The following is a 15,948-nucleotide window of genomic DNA, read 5'->3' on the forward strand; positions in this document are numbered from 1 at the left end:
TCCGAACTTCCGGAAGCGGAACCCGTCTTGGATGCGGTAATTGCGCGCCTAGAGAACCTCGGGCTGAATGGCAGGTCACAGAGTTTGGTCTACTCTGAGTGGTAGAGCTGCACGGCAATTCTGGCTGACCTTAGCGCCGGCGGCAAGTCAAGTCGGCGCGCGGAGGCGTGGAATTGTGCTCCCGGTTGAGCTGTACGAGATGCTTGTGCAACATCATGCTTGTCCGACATCGAGCGGCGAGAGGCAGCACACGGACACGGCACGGCAGAAAGGCGGACAGGATTTAGCGAGCCAGCCGGCTGATCGACAGCGGGTGCCCGGGAGGCACTGATAGTTGGCTGGTGGGTTCACGAAACTTGCGTAGGTTAACATTTGTTAGATGCTACGGCGGACTTAATAATGTCGCTCTCTATGCTCCAGGTATCGCCTACGTGTCGCAGTTGCGACGCTTATTGCAACACCTGTGGTGATGCTCAAAACTCCGATCATTGTGCTCGCTCCCGTCGATATCTGCGTGATGCCGACGAGTACATAGACAAGCGGTGCAACTAGGAGAAAGATTACTCTAGCCAGCCCTGCTAGTCGCTGGCTTAGTATATCCAAGCGCCTCTGTTCGGCGGTCGCCTGTGTCTGCTCGGCCGCAACTGTCTTGTCGGCAATCGACTTAACTTGTTCTAGGTACTGAATTGCAGTTATTCGCCCCGCGAGGAAGTCGTTTTCGGATTCCTCGCGTAGAGGCGTGAAATTGGTGACAGTTCGCGTTTTCATGTTTGGTTCACTTTCTCAAAACTTCCATCCGAAACGACCCGGTAGTCATCCTGGCCAAGAATGGCTAAGCCTGCTGCAAGCACGCCAGCGACGAGTATCGTGTTCCTTCGGTCAACCTCCCTTAGTGCTCCTGGCTCTGGCGAGTCAATCGATAATATTCCAAAGTGCTGATCGCCGGCATTCACTGGTACCACCAGCATGGTTCGATAGAACCTTTCCTTCGGCTTCGATATGTCCTCCTCGAGCTTTTCGTTGTGAAGATCTTCAATAAGAACGGACTTTTCGCCTTCGGCGATCTTGCGTGCGAGCTGTGCATCCGCGCGTCGCTGAAGGTTCTGATCATTGAGATCGAACTTAGTTCTTGGTGGATCAGTTCCTTCGCGGCCTTCGTAATGGACTCTGGTTAGGCAATCGGTACATAGTGTGTAAAAGCAGCTGCGATATTGTTCACGGTTTCCCGTGCCGCATTCGGCGCGAATCGTCGAGATGGCGCTGTGAATCAGCGTTTGAATAGTCTCTTTCTTCCTTGCAAGGTTGTCGGCAGAAGCCACTCTTCCTAAAGCTGTCACCAGTGGCTGAGCCGCGTCGGCAAGTAGTAGCCTTAATCTTGCTTGAGCGCTCTTGGCGCGCAGGGTCGCCTTCTCTGTTCTGATCTCCTTGAATACGTTTACGAGTGAAAGACCGATAGTTGAGACTATGGCGCCGAGGGTCCAATAGACTCTGACTTGCCCTGAGTTTGCTGCTGAGATGCTTGATGTTGCCGCGATGACGACGGGAAGGGTGCCAGTCATGACATACCGGCCTACATCCTTAAGTCGTCTCACCGACACCTACATCCCTTCATCAAGCGACTGGTACTTGTCAGCTCTCTGTCAATCTCGGCTGTCACACCTGAGAGTCGGTCCGCACACCCTTGTGCGTTACACCAGTATCGCAGATGTATAGGAGTACGTGGAGATGACGATACTGGTCAATTAAGGGACAACTGAGGATGATCAAATTTTCTGCCGTCGTGTCGGGGCGCTGTCATATCTTGATCTTTGGCTCAGGAAGTTGCAGGTGCAGGTGTGTCTTGGGGCGGTTGGTTGATCGCAGTTTAGGCAATAATTCCACCACGATCTTGAGCATGTTGTTGATCGTTTTGCTCCGAGCGGGTGGGTGTGCCGCCGCCGGCCTTCGGGCTCGTGGCGAAGGGCTAACACCAGGCAGTTGCGCTGACGTCAGAGGTTGACGACGTAAGTTCTAGTGCGGCGCTATAAAGCGTCTATCACGCGTCGAACAATCGGCGATCATCTATGGCTTCGATGCCTGTGATCTGGCCAAGTGACTTTGGCGCCCCCGGGTCTGACCGGGACGTCCATTAGGCCGTTCGGGTGAACTCGCAAAGTTGGTGCCGTTTCGGTTACCGCCGTGGCGACGCCTGGCTGTTGCCAGACGGGCCACCACGCTGCACCGCGGTGGCCCGTCTGGTTAAAGGTGAGGAGTGAGATGCTCTACCGTGCGCGGGCTGCCACCCGTCTGCGACGGGCCTAGTGGTCCTGGACGTCCTCGCATGGCGGCGACCGGGACCTGGGACGGCGGGGGCCAGTGGCGATCATTCAGGCGCCAGCGTGCCACTGATACCACGAACGTGCAGGCCAGAGGTTGTTCGAGATGGGTTGGTGCGAACGTCCCGTCAACCCATGCCTCTGAGTCAACAGATCCGCCCTGGCTATTCGGCGTTCTCCCAGGTCACCGGGGTGCTACGACTTGTAGTCGATTAGGTTCCAGCCAGTAGGGGTTCGACTCCCGTCGGCCCCACAAGCTCCGGGCGTGGCTCGCCGCCGCTCACGTGAGGGGCTTGCTGCCGCCGGTCGGCGAGACGGGCGCTGAAAGTCTGGAGCGCTTGCAGTCGGAGAATACGAACTCGCGCGAAGCGAAGCCCGTAACGCAGGGGCTGAGGAAGTCGACCGGTTCGCCAGCGGCGTCCTGATCGGTCAATCCACTACAGGTAGCCCGCTTCTATCTCGCCTGTCGCTCGCATGAATGTAGGAGATTGAAGTCGGGAAGTCCCGAGCCGGTTGTGGGAGGGGCACGGATTGCTCATGCACGGTGACCGGACTGGTGAGATGCGCGAGTCGCGCCGAGGCGGATGAGGGCCCGCGTTGATCGTGACGAGCGGGCGCGGGTTTCGATCAGAGCTGAGCTGGGCGACCACTCTGCTGATCGCCAGTGTGGAACGAGGTTCCATTCGCGGCACTTGGGTCACGAGCCGCGTTGATTCAGGCTTCAGCTCGGTCGGTGAACGCTTGGCGACGACCCGACAACTGATTCGAACACGTCGACTTCGAAGCAACTCTATTTGTCAATGCGGGCAAAAACGGACGGCCGGCTTCAGGCCAAGTTGGCGCGAAGCCGACCGTCCGTATAAGAAGCTGTCAGCCCTGGCGCCACCGTTGGTTGCCGCCGCCGTGGCAGGACCACTGGATCACTCGGGCGCCGTTCGCGTGGCTGGCGCCGTAGACGTCCAGGCACTTACCGCTGTGGGAGGCGACCAGGCGGAAGAAGCCGCCGCCGATGTCGACCTTGCTCCAGCGCTGGTTGGGGCCGCCGTGGCAGGGCCACTGGATCACGCCGGCGCCGTTTGCGTGGCTTGCGCCGTAGACGTCCAGGCACATGCCGCTGTGCTGGACGATCAGCTGCACGTACGGGCCACCGGCTGGCACGATCACCCACTGCTGGTTACCGCCGCCATGGCAGGACCACTGGATTATCGCGGCGCCGTTCTGTTGGCTGACGCCGCTCACGTCGAGGCACTTGCCGCTGTGGGCGGCGACGATGGGGCGGAACTGGGACGCGGCGCTCGCCGACCCGGTCCCTGTGAGCAGCAACGCGGCCAGCATGCAAAGAACGGCACTCGCACCGATAATTCTTGCTCTCGGACGCCGTCGGCTACATTCCGAAACGATTGAGGTAACGGGCTGCATTGACACGAAACCTTTCTCTTGGCCAATTTGGCTCGACCAAAGGATGTAGGTGGGGTCTCGTGTGGGCAAGCGGGCGTGCCTAGGTGCACCGGAACGTGTCAGTTAACGAGTGAATTACCGGTCTCAGCGGCCGTCGCTGGCCGGAGGGCGTTGCTCGTTATACCCACGAGGGTGGGGATTTGAACCTTTCGAGTATTTGTCAGTTGCGCTGTGTCGCGTCAGCCGTCGGGTGCGTCGGCTGTCACGGGGGATGCGGCCGCACGGCTCGTCGTCGCCTCGGGTTGGGTACACCGGCTCGAGGCGTGGCGGCGCACCGCGGCGGCCCAGCCTCGCTGCGCGAAGTACGGAGCAAATCCGGCAGGAATACCGGCGACCGCCAAATAGGATTGCGCTAAATCGAACTATCCGCTGCCGTGCGGTCTAGCGCCGCACCGGCAGCGAATACAAGAATGGGTCTTCCCGTTGATGTTGTGCTCGGCGGTTGCCGGGCCTTGCGAGGGAGGGCGCGGTGGCGTCGTGGAACGGGCCTGACTACCCCAGCTCGTTGAACCTTCTCATCGACCGGTTGGAGCAGATCCCTTCCCTGCGTGACCCGGCCAGCCGGCGGTTGTGTCTCGACCTGCTGGTCGACCGGCTCGGTGTGCGGCTCGTCGTCGAGGATCTGCCCACCACCAGGGCACATCTGATCGGGATCGTGCAGGCGTGCCGGCGGCAGCATCCGCGTGCGGTGTATGCGTTCCTCGACGCGGTGGAACAGTTGGAGCCCGGTTCGACGCCCGTGCAGCGGGCACGTGCCGCGGTCGACGACATGACGGCTCTCGAACTCGTCGGTGAGAACGACCGGAGTGAGTTGCTCACACTGCTCGGCGGCGGGCCGGACGACCGGTTGGGGGAGTTCGTGCGGTCGGCCGCCGGGCCCGCGGCCGCCCTCATCGCGGAGGAACGGTATCCAGCCGACGCCCTCGCCACGCTGGAACGGATGAACGCGCGCCCGGACGGAATTCCGCCGCTCCTCGTTTTCGTCGAGCTGCTCGCCGCCTATTTCGGGGGCGAGCGCGCGGACCGGCTGCGTCAGTGGAACGACCGGCAGGCCGAGCGGGTCGGGCTCATCGAGGGACTGCACGCAGTGCGGCACGAGGCGATCACCGAGTCACCGCCCCAGGAAGTTGTGGCGTACCTTGTTGTTCGCGTCGAGGCCGACCTGCTCGATGCCGATCAGCTGACCGTGACACATTGGCGGCAGAACCACCCGACCGAGTGGTGTCCCCGGCGGGGCGAGCCGTTTTCCGGGGACCTCGACGCGGTTCGCGCGCACGTCGCCGAGCTCGTGGCGGAGGCGGAATCCGGGTGGGCCAGGAAGGCGGTGACCATCCAGATCGAGTTTCTCCTGCCGTACGACCTGTTGAACCTGCCGGTGGACCAGTGGGATCTCGAGGCCGGCAGCGGACTGCCGCGCCCGTTGGGCCTGCACTACCAGGTCGTGATCCGAAGCCTTGACCGGGCGCGTTCGCCACAGTGGCACCGTGAATGGCGGCGGCGGTGGGAAAATCTCAAGGCCACATCCGGACTCCAGGGATGCGAAGAACAATGGCTGTGGAGCGAGGGCACGAAGCCGCGACAGTTGGGTGCTCTCGACGCGAAGCTGGCCGTACGCAAGGATGTCGTGTCTCTGGTGCTGCGTGCGGCGCCGGATGGCGGGAAACCGGGTGAGGTGATAGTTGGAGTGCGCACCGGGGTACCTGTGATGATCTGGCACCGTTCCGACTCTGGCCGCGCGGCGTTCGAAACCGAGGTCAAGGCGATGATGCGGGACGCGCTTCCCGATCTCGCGGAGAACCTGCGTCTCTTACGGAGCGACGCGCGGCAGGCGCCGCGACCCGGATCCCATGTCGGTAGCCGTGTCTCACTTCTGTGGGACGACCCGGAACGCCCCGTGGAGCCGCCAGAACCACCCGCGGCTCCCCTCGAGGAGGTGCCCGCGTCATGACCGCGCCAGGCAAGCCAGGATGGTGGATCTACCAGGGGCACGGGCTGCCGCCCGACGCGGGCACCGAACCCCCCGAGTTACCGGATCCACCGGGCTGGCGCGCGTTCGACGGCGGACCACCACTGCCGACCCCACCCGCGTCCGACGCGGAGTTCGTCCGCCGACTCGGTGTGCCATCACCTATTTCGGCCTCCGACGCGGCCGTCGACGAGATCCAGACGGTCAACGCAGCGCTGTACCTGCGGCGACCTCTTCTGGTGACCGGGAATCCCGGCACGGGGAAATCCAGCCTGGCGCACAAGGTCGCGCGTGAGCTGGGCCTCGGGCCGGTGCTGCAGTGGCCCATCAGCAGTCGCACGGCTTTCCGGGACGGCCTCTGGGAGTACGACGCGATCGGCCGGGTCCAGGCCGCGACGACGGAACAAGGCGACGACATCGGCGGGTTCGTTCGGCTCGGTCCGCTGGGCACCGCGTTGCTGCCCTACGACAGACCTCGGGTGCTCCTCATCGACGAGCTGGACAAGTCGGATATCCACCTGCCCAACGACCTGCTCGCCGTGTTCGAGGACGGCGAGTTCGAGATCCAGCCGCTGGCACGGGTCGCCGCCACGCAGCCCGAGGTCACGGTGTTCACCCATGACCGCGGCGGCCAGGCCACCGTGCGCGAAGGGCGGGTGCGGTGCCGCGCCTTCCCGTTCGTCGTGATCACGAGCAACGGGGAAAGGGAATTCCCGCCCGCTTTCCTGCGCCGCTGCCTTCGGCTCGAGATGCCGCAACCGGGTCTGGAGCAACTGGTGAGCATCGTGGCCGCGCACTTCCAGGAGGTCCCGCTGCGCGGACAGGACCTGATCAGGGAGTTCGTCGCCAGCAGCGAACGAGAAGGCGGGCTCGCCAACGACCAGCTCTTGAACGCCATGCACCTGGCGACCTCCGGCGCCTACCTACCGGACGAGAACTGGGCCCTGTTACGGGACGCCCTGTGGCAGCGATTGAACGTAGGGGGAACGGACTGACCGGTGACCGATGCCGCTGCGCTCAGTACTGAAGAGCTGAGCTCACAAGAGATCTCCGACGCGGTGTGGCTGGCCGCGCGGATAGCGGCGGCCGGTCCACACAGCGCACACGAGAGTGCCGGCCCGCCGCCGCCTCCGATGGTCAGGCCACCTCATCGGCCCGACCAGGCGCCGCCGGTTTCCCACGACGTCGAAGAGCCCGTCTCCTTTGCGCGGACGCCGGTCCCGACCTCGGTGCGACTGGTGTCTCTCGGACGGCGGTCACAGTCGGCCACGACCTCCGCGCCGCCATCCGAGCGCTCGGTGCTCCCCGATCTGCCGCCGGGGCTGCCGAAGGCGTTGCGGCCACTGAACCGGCTCGTCCCCAGCTGGCTCGACTGTGAGCTCGACGAAGAGAAGACCGCTGTGGCCGCCGCGGAGTCGCGGGTGTGGCTGCCCGTGCACCGGCCGTCGTACGAGCACCCGTTCGAGGTCGTCCTGGTGGTCGACCGCGGTTCGTCGATGCGGATCTGGGAACGGACCACCAGCGCGTTCCGCACGCTCCTGGAACGCCAGGGTGCGTTCTCGGACGTCCGGACCGTGTGGGTCGACACCGACGAAACCTGCGTCGAGTCGGTCGAAACCGCGCCAGGTACACACCGTGCGCCCGCCCTGCTCGCCGACCCGACGGGCAAACGGATCATCCTCGTGCTCACCGACGGTGTCGGCAAAGCGTGGACGAGCGGGGCGATGTTCACGCTCATGTCCCTTTGGGCGCGAACATGTCAGGTCGCGCTCGTTCACCTGCTGCCGCCGGAGCGTTGGGACTGGACGGGGATTCGCGTCGAGCCCCGCACACTGCACACGACGCAGGCCATTCCCGTACTGGCACTGGAGTCGCGTTTCCTGCGGCGTTGGGCCGAACTGGTCTCGGGGACGGGTGGTGTCCGGTTGCCCGTGCTGGTGCCGCCGGGGGACGAGAACGGCGAACCAGAAGACCACCGCGACGATCTCACACCCGACGAACGGATACGCAGGTTCCGCGCGACCGCGACACCCAACGCGGTGCGGCTGGCCGGGCTTCTCGCCGCCGCGCCGTTGAACCTGCGGGTCATGCAGGCGGTGCACGGCACGTTCCTGCCGGGCTCCCACCACTGGAATCTCGCTGAAGTTCTGCTGGGGGGCCTGGTTCACAAGGTTCCGCGCGACAGCGCATCACCCGTCGAGTATGAATTTCGTCCCGGGCTGCGGGGACACCTACTCGCGACGGTCACCCGGGACGAGACCGCATACGTGCAGCGCGTCGTCGAGGACGTGCTCGGCAGGGAAGAACCCGCGGTGGCGAACTTGCGCTCGGTTCTCGCTGATCCCGACCATGTCGACCTGCCGGCGGTCACCGCGGAAAATGCGCCGGTCTTGGATGTTCTCCGTCAGGTGTTCACGGCTTTGTCAGGTCCGTACGCCAGACGTGCCACTCGATTGGCGGACGTGCTAGGTACTGAGGCGGCGGGGGCCATAGACTTCAGCGGCATAGAGGAAACCGCTCATGCCACAGATCTGGGGAATCCGCCTGTGACCACCACGAGTTCGGAGCCGTCGGGCACCGAGGTCCGCCGTTCCGAAAGAAAGCCGACCGTCTGGGGTGGTGTTCCGCTACGGAACGTGAACTTCATCGGCCGTAGGGACCTTCTGGGGGCATTGCGCTCCGAGTTGGCCAAATCCACGGCCACCGCCGTGTTGCCGGGTGCCCTGCACGGAATGGGCGGCATCGGGAAGTCCCAGATCGCCGTGGAGTACGTGTACCGGCACGCCTCCGACTATGACCTGATCTGGTGGATTCCTTCTGAGGAACCGTCCGGGATCCAGAAGTCGCTGGTCGACCTCGCCAGGCGGCTCGACCTGCCGGTCGAGCAACTGGTCGACACCGCGGTCCCAGCGGTGCTGGAGGCACTGGGCAACGGCGAGCCGTTTCGCCGATGGCTTCTCGTGTTCGACAACGCCGACCGGCCAGAGGACGTCCGCACGTTCTGGCCTCGGCGAGGGGACGGCCACATCATCGTGACGTCGCGCAACGGCGAGTGGGCCGGCGTCGCGCAGACCGTGGAAGTGGACGTTTTCCAACGCGCCGAAAGTCGCGAGCTCCTGCAACGCCGCAACAAGGACCTCGCCGACGAGGAGGCGGACCGCCTCGCCACGGTGTTGGGTGACCTGCCCCTCGCGGTTGAGCAGGCGGCGGCCTGGCGCGCGGAAACCGGCATGAAGGTCGACGAGTATCTGCGACTGTTCGAGGACAAACGGACCGAACTGCTCGCGTCACGGGCGCCGGCCGATTACGACGTCGCCGTTGAAGCGGCCTGGAACGTGTCGCTGGACCGCCTGCGGGAGGAAAGCCCCGGCGCGTTGGAACTGCTCGAAGTCTGTGCGTTCTTTTCGCCGGAACCCATTTCTCGGGACATATTCAGCGGTGTCCGCAACATTCCTGTCTCGGAAGACCTCGGGAACACTCTCGCCGATCCGATCCAACTGGGCAGGGCAATCCGCGAAATAAACCGCTACAGCCTGGCTAAGCTCGATCACCGCAACGACACGCTGCAGCTGCACAGGCTCGTCCAGATGGTGCTCCGCAACAAACTCTCCCCGGAGGAGCAGGAACGGGTACGGCACACCGCGCATTTGCTGCTCGCCAACCGAGACCCCAAGATGCCGGAGTCGGTCGACAACTGGGCGCGCTATGCCGAGTTGTTGCCGCACGTCCGCGCCGTCGACGCCCGCAACTGCACGGACCAGTGGGTCCGGCACATGGCCATCAACGTCGTGCACTACCTGTTCGCGTTTGGCGACCCCGCCGGCGGCCTCGAGATGGCACGCGACTTCGCCCAGTTCTGGGGCGAGAAGCTCGGCGAGAAGCACCCTGACACGCTCATCGTGTCGCGGTGGTTGGGCCGCATGTTGCGTGCTCTCGGCCGGTTCGACGAAGGACATGCCGTCGGGCAGCGGACCCTGGATCGCATGCGGGAGACCCTGGGCGAGGAGCACGAGGAAACGCTGCTCACCATGCAGGGCGTCGCCTCCGGTCTGCGCGCCACGGGCGCGTTCGCCGCTGCTCGCACGATGAACGAGTTCGCGTACAAGACCGCGGTCAAGAAGTTCGGCCCGGACGACCCCGACTCGTTGTCCGCCGCGAACAACTACGCGTTGAGCCTGCGGCTGGTCGGAGACTTCGCCGCGGCCCGTCAGCTCGACGAGGACACGTTGCGCCGCAAGCAGATCGTGCTCGGCGAGGACCACCGGTTCACCCTGCTGACCGCGGACAACTGGTCCGTCGACCTGCGCGAGGTCGGTGACTACCTCCGGTCGAGGACCGAGCAGGAGGACACCGTGCGTCGCATGCGGGCCCAGCTCGGCGACCGGCACCCGATGACCCTGTCCGCGATCAAGAACCTGGCCATCGCGTACCGCAAGGCCGGCGAGCACCTCAACAAGAAGTCACTGAACCTGGCCATCGAGGCGACGGACGGGTTGATCACCAAATATGGTGAGTCACATCCCGACGCGATGTCCGCCGCGATGGACCTCTCGATCGAGCACCGCCAGGACGGCAACCTCATCGAGTCCCGACGGCTCGGCGAGCACGTCAAGAGCCTCTACGAGAGGACGTGGGGCGTCCAACACCCCTTCAGCGTGGCCGCGGCGACCAACCTCGCCGTGACGTTGCGACTCCTCGGCCTGATCGGCCAGGCGCGGGCGCTGAACGAGAAGGCGGTGGCTGACCTGCGGGGCTCGGTCGGGGCCGATCATCCGTTCACGTTGGTGTGCGCCACCAACCTGGCGAGCGATCTGGCCGCGGCCGACGACTTCGATGGCGCGTTCGCACTCGACGAGGACACGTTCGACCGTTCGGTTCGCGTCCTGGGCGAGGACCACCCCTCCACGCTCGCGGTGATGGTCAACAAGGCATTGGACCAGCGCGGTCTCGGGCGCCACGACGAAGCCGCCAACCTGCAGCTCCACGCCGTCGAACGGCTGCGCCGCGTACTCGGCGCGACCCACCCGGCGACCAACGACGCCCAGTTCAACCACCGTGCCAACTGCGACATCGACCCCATGCAAATTTAGTGCTGTCACCGTGAGGGTTCGTCGGGTCGCCACTGTTCGCGCGGTGAAGGCTCTGTGATGAACCCGGATCCACCGATGACCATGCTGCCCGCGTGTGTCACTGGCGATGTCTCGAAAGACGCTTTCGGGTCGTTGAACGTCATCGGCGCGTCTTTGGAGACGTCGGCGATGCCCCGACCTGTGTGGTGAAAGCGTCTTTCACGGCGGTCGGCACCTGGCGTCCGAGCCGACGAACAGGTCACAGCATTAAGCCAGCCAGCGTGCGAGTCGGGCCGGGCTCGTGACCAGGCCGGATCGGGCCCGGATCTCGCGGTGGAGTGCCGACACCAGCTCCGGGCGGTCCAGGAGCACCGCGTCCTCCGTGGCGAGGGCCAGGCCGACCCAGGATGTCGTCGGGTCCGGCATGGCGAGGATCTGTTGCTGGTACAGCTCGGCGGCGGTGTCGGTGTCGCCGTCGAGCAGCGCGAGATCCGCCGCGGTCGTGCCGGGGATCTCGGCCATCGCCAGCTCCGGTTCGGCGCGGTAGACCTCGAACAGGTCGGGATCGGCGAGCCAGGTCCTGGTCAGCGCGAGACGTGCGTGGATCGCGCTCCCCGCTGACGGTCTCAGCTCCGGTTTCACCCGGACGACCGGCTTTCGGTGGTGCCGCGACCACGCCTGCGCCAACTCGTCCACCACGGCGTCCGGTGGGTGCAGGTGACGGAGTCGCCAGGACAGGTAGTGATCCGCGTTGGCGCGTCGGGCCGCCCGGCGCACGTCCTCCGGCAGGGGATCGGCCGCCCACTCCACCAGCTGGGCGCGCGCGGCGGCGAGGAACCGCCGCCCGAGTGCCGACGGCGTCGCCTCGCTCAGCAACGTTTCGGTGACCCGTGTGACCTGCTCACGCCGGTACGAGAACTCGAACCGTGCGACCCTGGCCGCCGCTCCGTGTGCCACCGCACAGCGCTCCCGGTAGAAGGCGGTCACCCCCAGGAACGACACCAGACCGTGGAGCAGCCCGTCGGCCGGGCGGCTGTCGTCCCGCCATGGCGCGTACAGGCGGGGCGTGTCGTGGTCGCCGGCCGGGTCGAGAAGATCGATGAGGGTCAACAGGATCCCGAACTTGCTGTGCTGGAGCTCGTGCACGAGGGTCGCGGCGAACGTCGTCGGATCAGCCGGACGTGACATGACCACCGCGCCGAAGGCGTCGGTGTGCGATGCGCTGGACGGGGTGAACCTGTCGGTCGAGATGCGTGGCACCAGGGTGGAGACTCCGGCGGCGACCTCCGCAGCGGTGGCGGGGTGCTGATCGGCCAGCAGCCGCCATGTCCGCCGAACACCGTCCGCCCACAGTTCCACCTCCTGCGGCGGCTCCCGCCTTGGCGGGATGGGCCCGTCGAACTCACGAAACGGGTCGAGGTCGTCCAACCACAGATCCCATCCGTGCGTCCGCAGGACACGCAACGCCCACCAGCCGTCGCCGTCCGTCGCGGGATCCTCCGGCACCCGCACGCTGCCGGCCGGCCCGCGAATCAGCACGTTCCCGTGCTCCGCGTGCACTTCGGCGAAGTCCCACTCGCGGCGGCTGCGCACATCGGCGCGGCCGAGGGTGGGAAGAACGACCGCACCTCGCCACACCGGCACTCTGAACCGGAAGTCCTGACCGGCACGGATGGCCGCCGCGGTGGCCAACTGGTGGACATAGCCAAGGTCGGCCCACAACGGGCCAGAGGCGTCGGCTTCGCGACCCCTCAACCGCCGCAGGATCCGCGCTGCCCACAAGGCGTTCAGCGGATGTGTGATGACCGGCTCGACCGCGGCCCGGTCCTGCCGCTGCGCGCTGGCGAACAAACCCCAGGCGTCCTCCACCGCGGGCAGCGGCGACATCACCGTGTCGCGAGCGTGATCGAGCACTGCCCGCAGCAGGATCAGCTGCTTGCTTCGGTTGGCCTGCCTCAACATGCTGACGATCGCCGGGTCACTCCGGCCCCGCGCCAAGGCGTCGAGGTAGCCCAGAGACACCTCATGGGTGCCCAGCATCAGATCCGGGACTCCTGTCCGGCGGTCAACGCCCGTCCGGCACCTGGCAGCGCCGTAGTTTGCCTTCGTTGTCGAGTACCCCGATCCGGCTGCGCTCCGTCCGCCCGACGATCGACGACAACGACCGGAGCAGCACCGGATCGTCGCTGCTCCGGAGCTCGTCCAGCGACAGGCCGGTCAAGTCGACCATGCTCGTGGTGACCTCAGCTCGAGTGGTTCTCATACAGCCCTCCCGTGCGTTACGCCCCGCAGTCGGGTGCACACCCAATCATGCAATGAAAGCCCCGTCTTCGGACATCCCTGAGGGGAAACCGTTTGCCCGGAACCCCCGTGTATCACGCGGTCGTCTGCTGCTTCTTGTCCGAAGAACACGAGAGGAACCAGCGATGACGACAACGGCAGCCACGACCACGACCGGTGCCGACCTCGGTGTGGTGCGCGAGATAGACGAGTTCCGGCAGTTCGTCGGCCACCAGGCGGGACTGACCACAGAGGACCGACTGCTCCTGCTGACGCAGGCGGAGGTGTTGATTCGTGACGTGTACGTGCATCTTCCCCTGAAACGGGCCATGCACGCGATCGATCCCGTGCAGCGGTTGCGGTTGCTGCGCGCCCGGACCGACGAGCTCGACGATCTGGCGTTCCACGCCGAGCTCAGGGACATCTTCAACGACCTGCGGGACCTGCACACCTCCTACGGGCTGCCCGAGCCCTACCGGGGCATCGCGTTTCTCGGCATCCTCGTCGAGCAGTTCGAGGAGGGCGGGCAGCCGCGCTGGCTGGTTTCCAAGGTGGCGGAACACATCGTCACCGAGCCCACGTTGCGGGTCGGGTCGAGGATCACGCACTGGAACGGCATGGCGATGGCACGTGCCGTGTGGCGGAACGCGGAGAACGAGGCAGGAAGCAACCCGCCGGCACGGTATGTGCGCGGCCTGGAAAGCATGACACTGCGGGCCGTCGCCGGCTCGTTGCCGCCGGACGAGGACTGGGTGCACCTGCGGTACGTCACCGACGGCACGGTGCACGAGACCAGGATCGGCTGGAAGGTCTACGACAAGGGCGCCGACATCCTCGCCGGGTCACCCGATCCCGCCGGGCTGCGCGAGGCGTTGCGTACGCCGCTGCGGTACCAACTGGGGGTCGACGTGCGCACCGATGTCGTGCGGCGCGCGAAGAAGGACCTTTTCGCGCCGGCCGCGGTACTCGAGGAGCAGCGGGTCGCAGCGGTCGGGGTGGCCGAGCGCACCGAGGAGATGGCACAGGCGGGCGTCATTCCGACCACCCGCCCCGACGACCTCACCGCGCGCGTCGTGCGGACCGCCGGCGGCACGTTCGGGCATCTGCGGCTCTGGACCTTCCACATGAAGGACCGGAAGATCGTCGAGTACCTGAACGAGGTCATCCGGCTGCTTTCCACCGAGTTCCCGAAGAACGGACTGATCATCGACGTGCGGGGCAACGGCGGTGGGTTCATCGTCGCCGCCGAGTTCCTGTTGCAGCTGCTGACACCGCGGCGGATCACGCCGGAGCCGAGCCAGTTCGTCTGCACGTCGTCCACAATGGAGCTGACGGACGTGGTCGATTCGATGCGGCCGTGGCACGCCTCGATCGGCCAGGCCGTGTCGACCGGCGCGGCCTACTCGACCGGGCTTCCGTTGTCCCCCAACGACGTCGTGAACAGCGTCGGGCAGATCTACCACGGGCCGGTGGTGCTGGTCACGGACGCGTTCTGCTACAGCGCGACCGACATCTTCGCCGCCGGGTTCGTCGACCACGAGATCGGTCCCGTGCTCGGTGTCGACCGCAACACCGGCGCCGGCGGGGCGAACGTCGTCCGGCACGCGGACCTGACCGAGGACTGGACCGGTGGGCCGCTGCGGCCGCTGCCCGGCGGCGCCGAGATGACGGTGTCGCTGCGCCGCACGCTCCGCGTCGGCGAGAAGGCCGGCCAGCCCGTGGAGGACTTGGGTGTCGTGCCCACGTCCTTGCACGCGATGACGGAGAACGACCTGCTGCACGGGAACCGGGACCTGCTCGAGGCCGCGGGCGCGCTGCTCGCCGGCAGGCCGGCACGCACGCTCGACGTGTCGGTCGCCGACATCGACGGGACGACCGTGACGTTCGAGCTGACGACCGGGAACGTCACGAGTGTCGACGTCTACGTCGACGGCCGGCCGGTCGCCGGCCCGATCCCCGGCGACGACACGCACGTGACGGTCCACCTGCCGGGCGCGACGGCCGCTGTCCGGTTCGAGGGCTTCTCCGGGCGCGAGCTGGTCGCGTCCCGCCAGGTCCGGTTCGCACCGCGGGACCCGGGAGGTGTCATGCCCGTCAGCGGGTGGATGCCACTGGGCGCCTAGCACTGGTGAGCACGGCCGCCGTCTTCGGTCAGCTCATCGATCAGCGCGGTCAGCCGGGGATCGGGGTTGCGGGCAGTCTGACGGCCCAGCCCGTCGAGCACATGCCACGCCCATTCGTCGAGGTTCACGATGTTGGGCGCCATCCCCTGCGGGTGTAGCAGCAGGCGCGGGATGCTGACCGGCGGCGTGCGCAGGAACGCGGCCACCCCGCCGGTGAGCACGGCGAACGCCTCGTTCGCCGCCACCAGGTCGCCGTGCCGGTCGACGATGATCGCCGGGTACGGCTGGTGGCCGCGGAGCACGCGTTCGGGAGCGGCGCGCACCGGCGCCAGCTCGCGGTCGTCCCAGTGGCGTTCCTGGTACGCCTGTGGGCGGCTGATCGTCGGCCTCGGGTCGGGGTTCAACTCGCCCGCGACGGAACGGCAGTTCACCGCGGCCGGTGTCCCGTTCACCGGCCGCGTCGGACGGCTGACCGAGACGATCGAGGTGCTGCGCGCGGTGTGGTCGGGCAAGCCGCTGCGCTACGGCGGCGAGCACTTCACGTTCGACGACTTCGTGCTGTCCCCGGCCCCACCGATCTGGCTCGCCGGGGCCGGCGCCACCGCCGAAACGCGGGCCGGGCGGCTGGCCGACGGCTGGCTGCTGTACCTCCCGGACGTGCGGAGCTACGCGGAAGGCTGGCACCGCGTGCGGGCGGCGGCGCAGGGACCGACGCCGACCGCAGGGCTCTAGCCACC

10 protein-coding genes are annotated in these 15,948 nt (G+C 66.1%); 5 read left to right on the forward strand and 5 right to left on the reverse strand.

Features of this window, described 5'->3' with window-relative positions; genetic code table 11:
* Positions 1-764: 764 nt before the first annotated feature.
* Together VF106_RS36690 and VF106_RS36695 are read right to left on the reverse strand one after the other, a co-directional pair.
* Positions 765-1,559: a GAF domain-containing protein gene (locus VF106_RS36690; protein ID WP_330844553.1), complete on the reverse strand. Its 795-nt coding sequence runs from the start codon at positions 1,557-1,559 to the stop codon at positions 765-767.
* Positions 1,560-3,185: 1,626 nt separating this feature from the next.
* Positions 3,186-3,650 carry an RICIN domain-containing protein gene (locus VF106_RS36695; protein WP_330844554.1) on the reverse strand — a complete coding sequence of 155 codons (465 nt, stop codon included), beginning with the start codon at positions 3,648-3,650 and terminating at the stop codon, positions 3,186-3,188.
* 628 nt (positions 3,651-4,278) lie between these two features.
* On the opposite strand from VF106_RS36695, the gene VF106_RS36700 reads away from it, so the two are divergent.
* Genes VF106_RS36700 through fxsT form a run of 3 tightly spaced genes read left to right on the forward strand, consistent with a single transcriptional unit; the run spans position 4,279 to position 10,829 of the window.
* Positions 4,279-5,721: a VMAP-C domain-containing protein gene (locus VF106_RS36700; protein WP_330844555.1), complete on the forward strand. Its 1,443-nt coding sequence runs from the start codon at positions 4,279-4,281 to the stop codon at positions 5,719-5,721.
* On the forward strand, positions 5,718-6,734 hold the full coding sequence (locus VF106_RS36705) for an AAA family ATPase (protein WP_330844556.1): 1,017 nt from the start codon (positions 5,718-5,720) through the stop codon (positions 6,732-6,734). The genes VF106_RS36700 and VF106_RS36705 overlap by 4 nt, the downstream gene beginning before the upstream one ends.
* Before the next feature lie 3 nt (positions 6,735-6,737).
* Positions 6,738-10,829 (forward strand): FxSxx-COOH system tetratricopeptide repeat protein, encoded by a 4,092-nt coding sequence (gene fxsT / locus VF106_RS36710; protein ID WP_330844557.1) that lies wholly within the window; start codon positions 6,738-6,740, stop codon positions 10,827-10,829.
* A 246-nt stretch (positions 10,830-11,075) separates the two neighbouring features.
* On the opposite strand, the gene VF106_RS36715 is transcribed toward fxsT, so the two are convergent.
* Entirely contained in the window at positions 11,076-12,848 is a 1,773-nt protein-coding gene (locus tag VF106_RS36715) for an HEXXH motif domain-containing protein (RefSeq protein ID WP_330844558.1), read from the reverse strand.
* Positions 12,849-12,873: 25 nt separating this feature from the next.
* Entirely contained in the window at positions 12,874-13,071 is a 198-nt protein-coding gene (locus tag VF106_RS36720; RefSeq protein WP_330844559.1) for an FxSxx-COOH-like cyclophane-containing RiPP peptide, read from the reverse strand.
* Positions 13,072-13,234: 163 nt separating this feature from the next.
* On the opposite strand from VF106_RS36720, the gene VF106_RS36725 reads away from it, so the two are divergent.
* A complete protein-coding gene (locus tag VF106_RS36725) occupies positions 13,235-15,211 on the forward strand; it encodes a S41 family peptidase (protein ID WP_330844560.1) in 1,977 nt (658 codons plus the stop codon).
* Here the strand turns inward: VF106_RS36725 and VF106_RS36730 are convergent.
* Entirely contained in the window at positions 15,208-15,534 is a 327-nt protein-coding gene (locus VF106_RS36730; RefSeq protein ID WP_330844561.1) for an MmyB family transcriptional regulator, read from the reverse strand. The genes VF106_RS36725 and VF106_RS36730 overlap by 4 nt on opposite strands.
* On the opposite strand from VF106_RS36730, the gene VF106_RS36735 reads away from it, so the two are divergent.
* The gene (locus VF106_RS36735; protein WP_330844562.1) at positions 15,479-15,943 is read left to right on the forward strand and encodes an LLM class flavin-dependent oxidoreductase; all 465 of its coding nucleotides are present in this window, start codon (positions 15,479-15,481) and stop codon (positions 15,941-15,943) included. The genes VF106_RS36730 and VF106_RS36735 overlap by 56 nt on opposite strands.
* Positions 15,944-15,948 lie beyond the last annotated feature (5 nt).

Origin of the sequence: Actinophytocola sp. (assembly GCF_036378875.1) — a bacterium.
Taxonomy (GTDB): domain Bacteria; phylum Actinomycetota; class Actinomycetes; order Mycobacteriales; family Pseudonocardiaceae; genus Actinophytocola.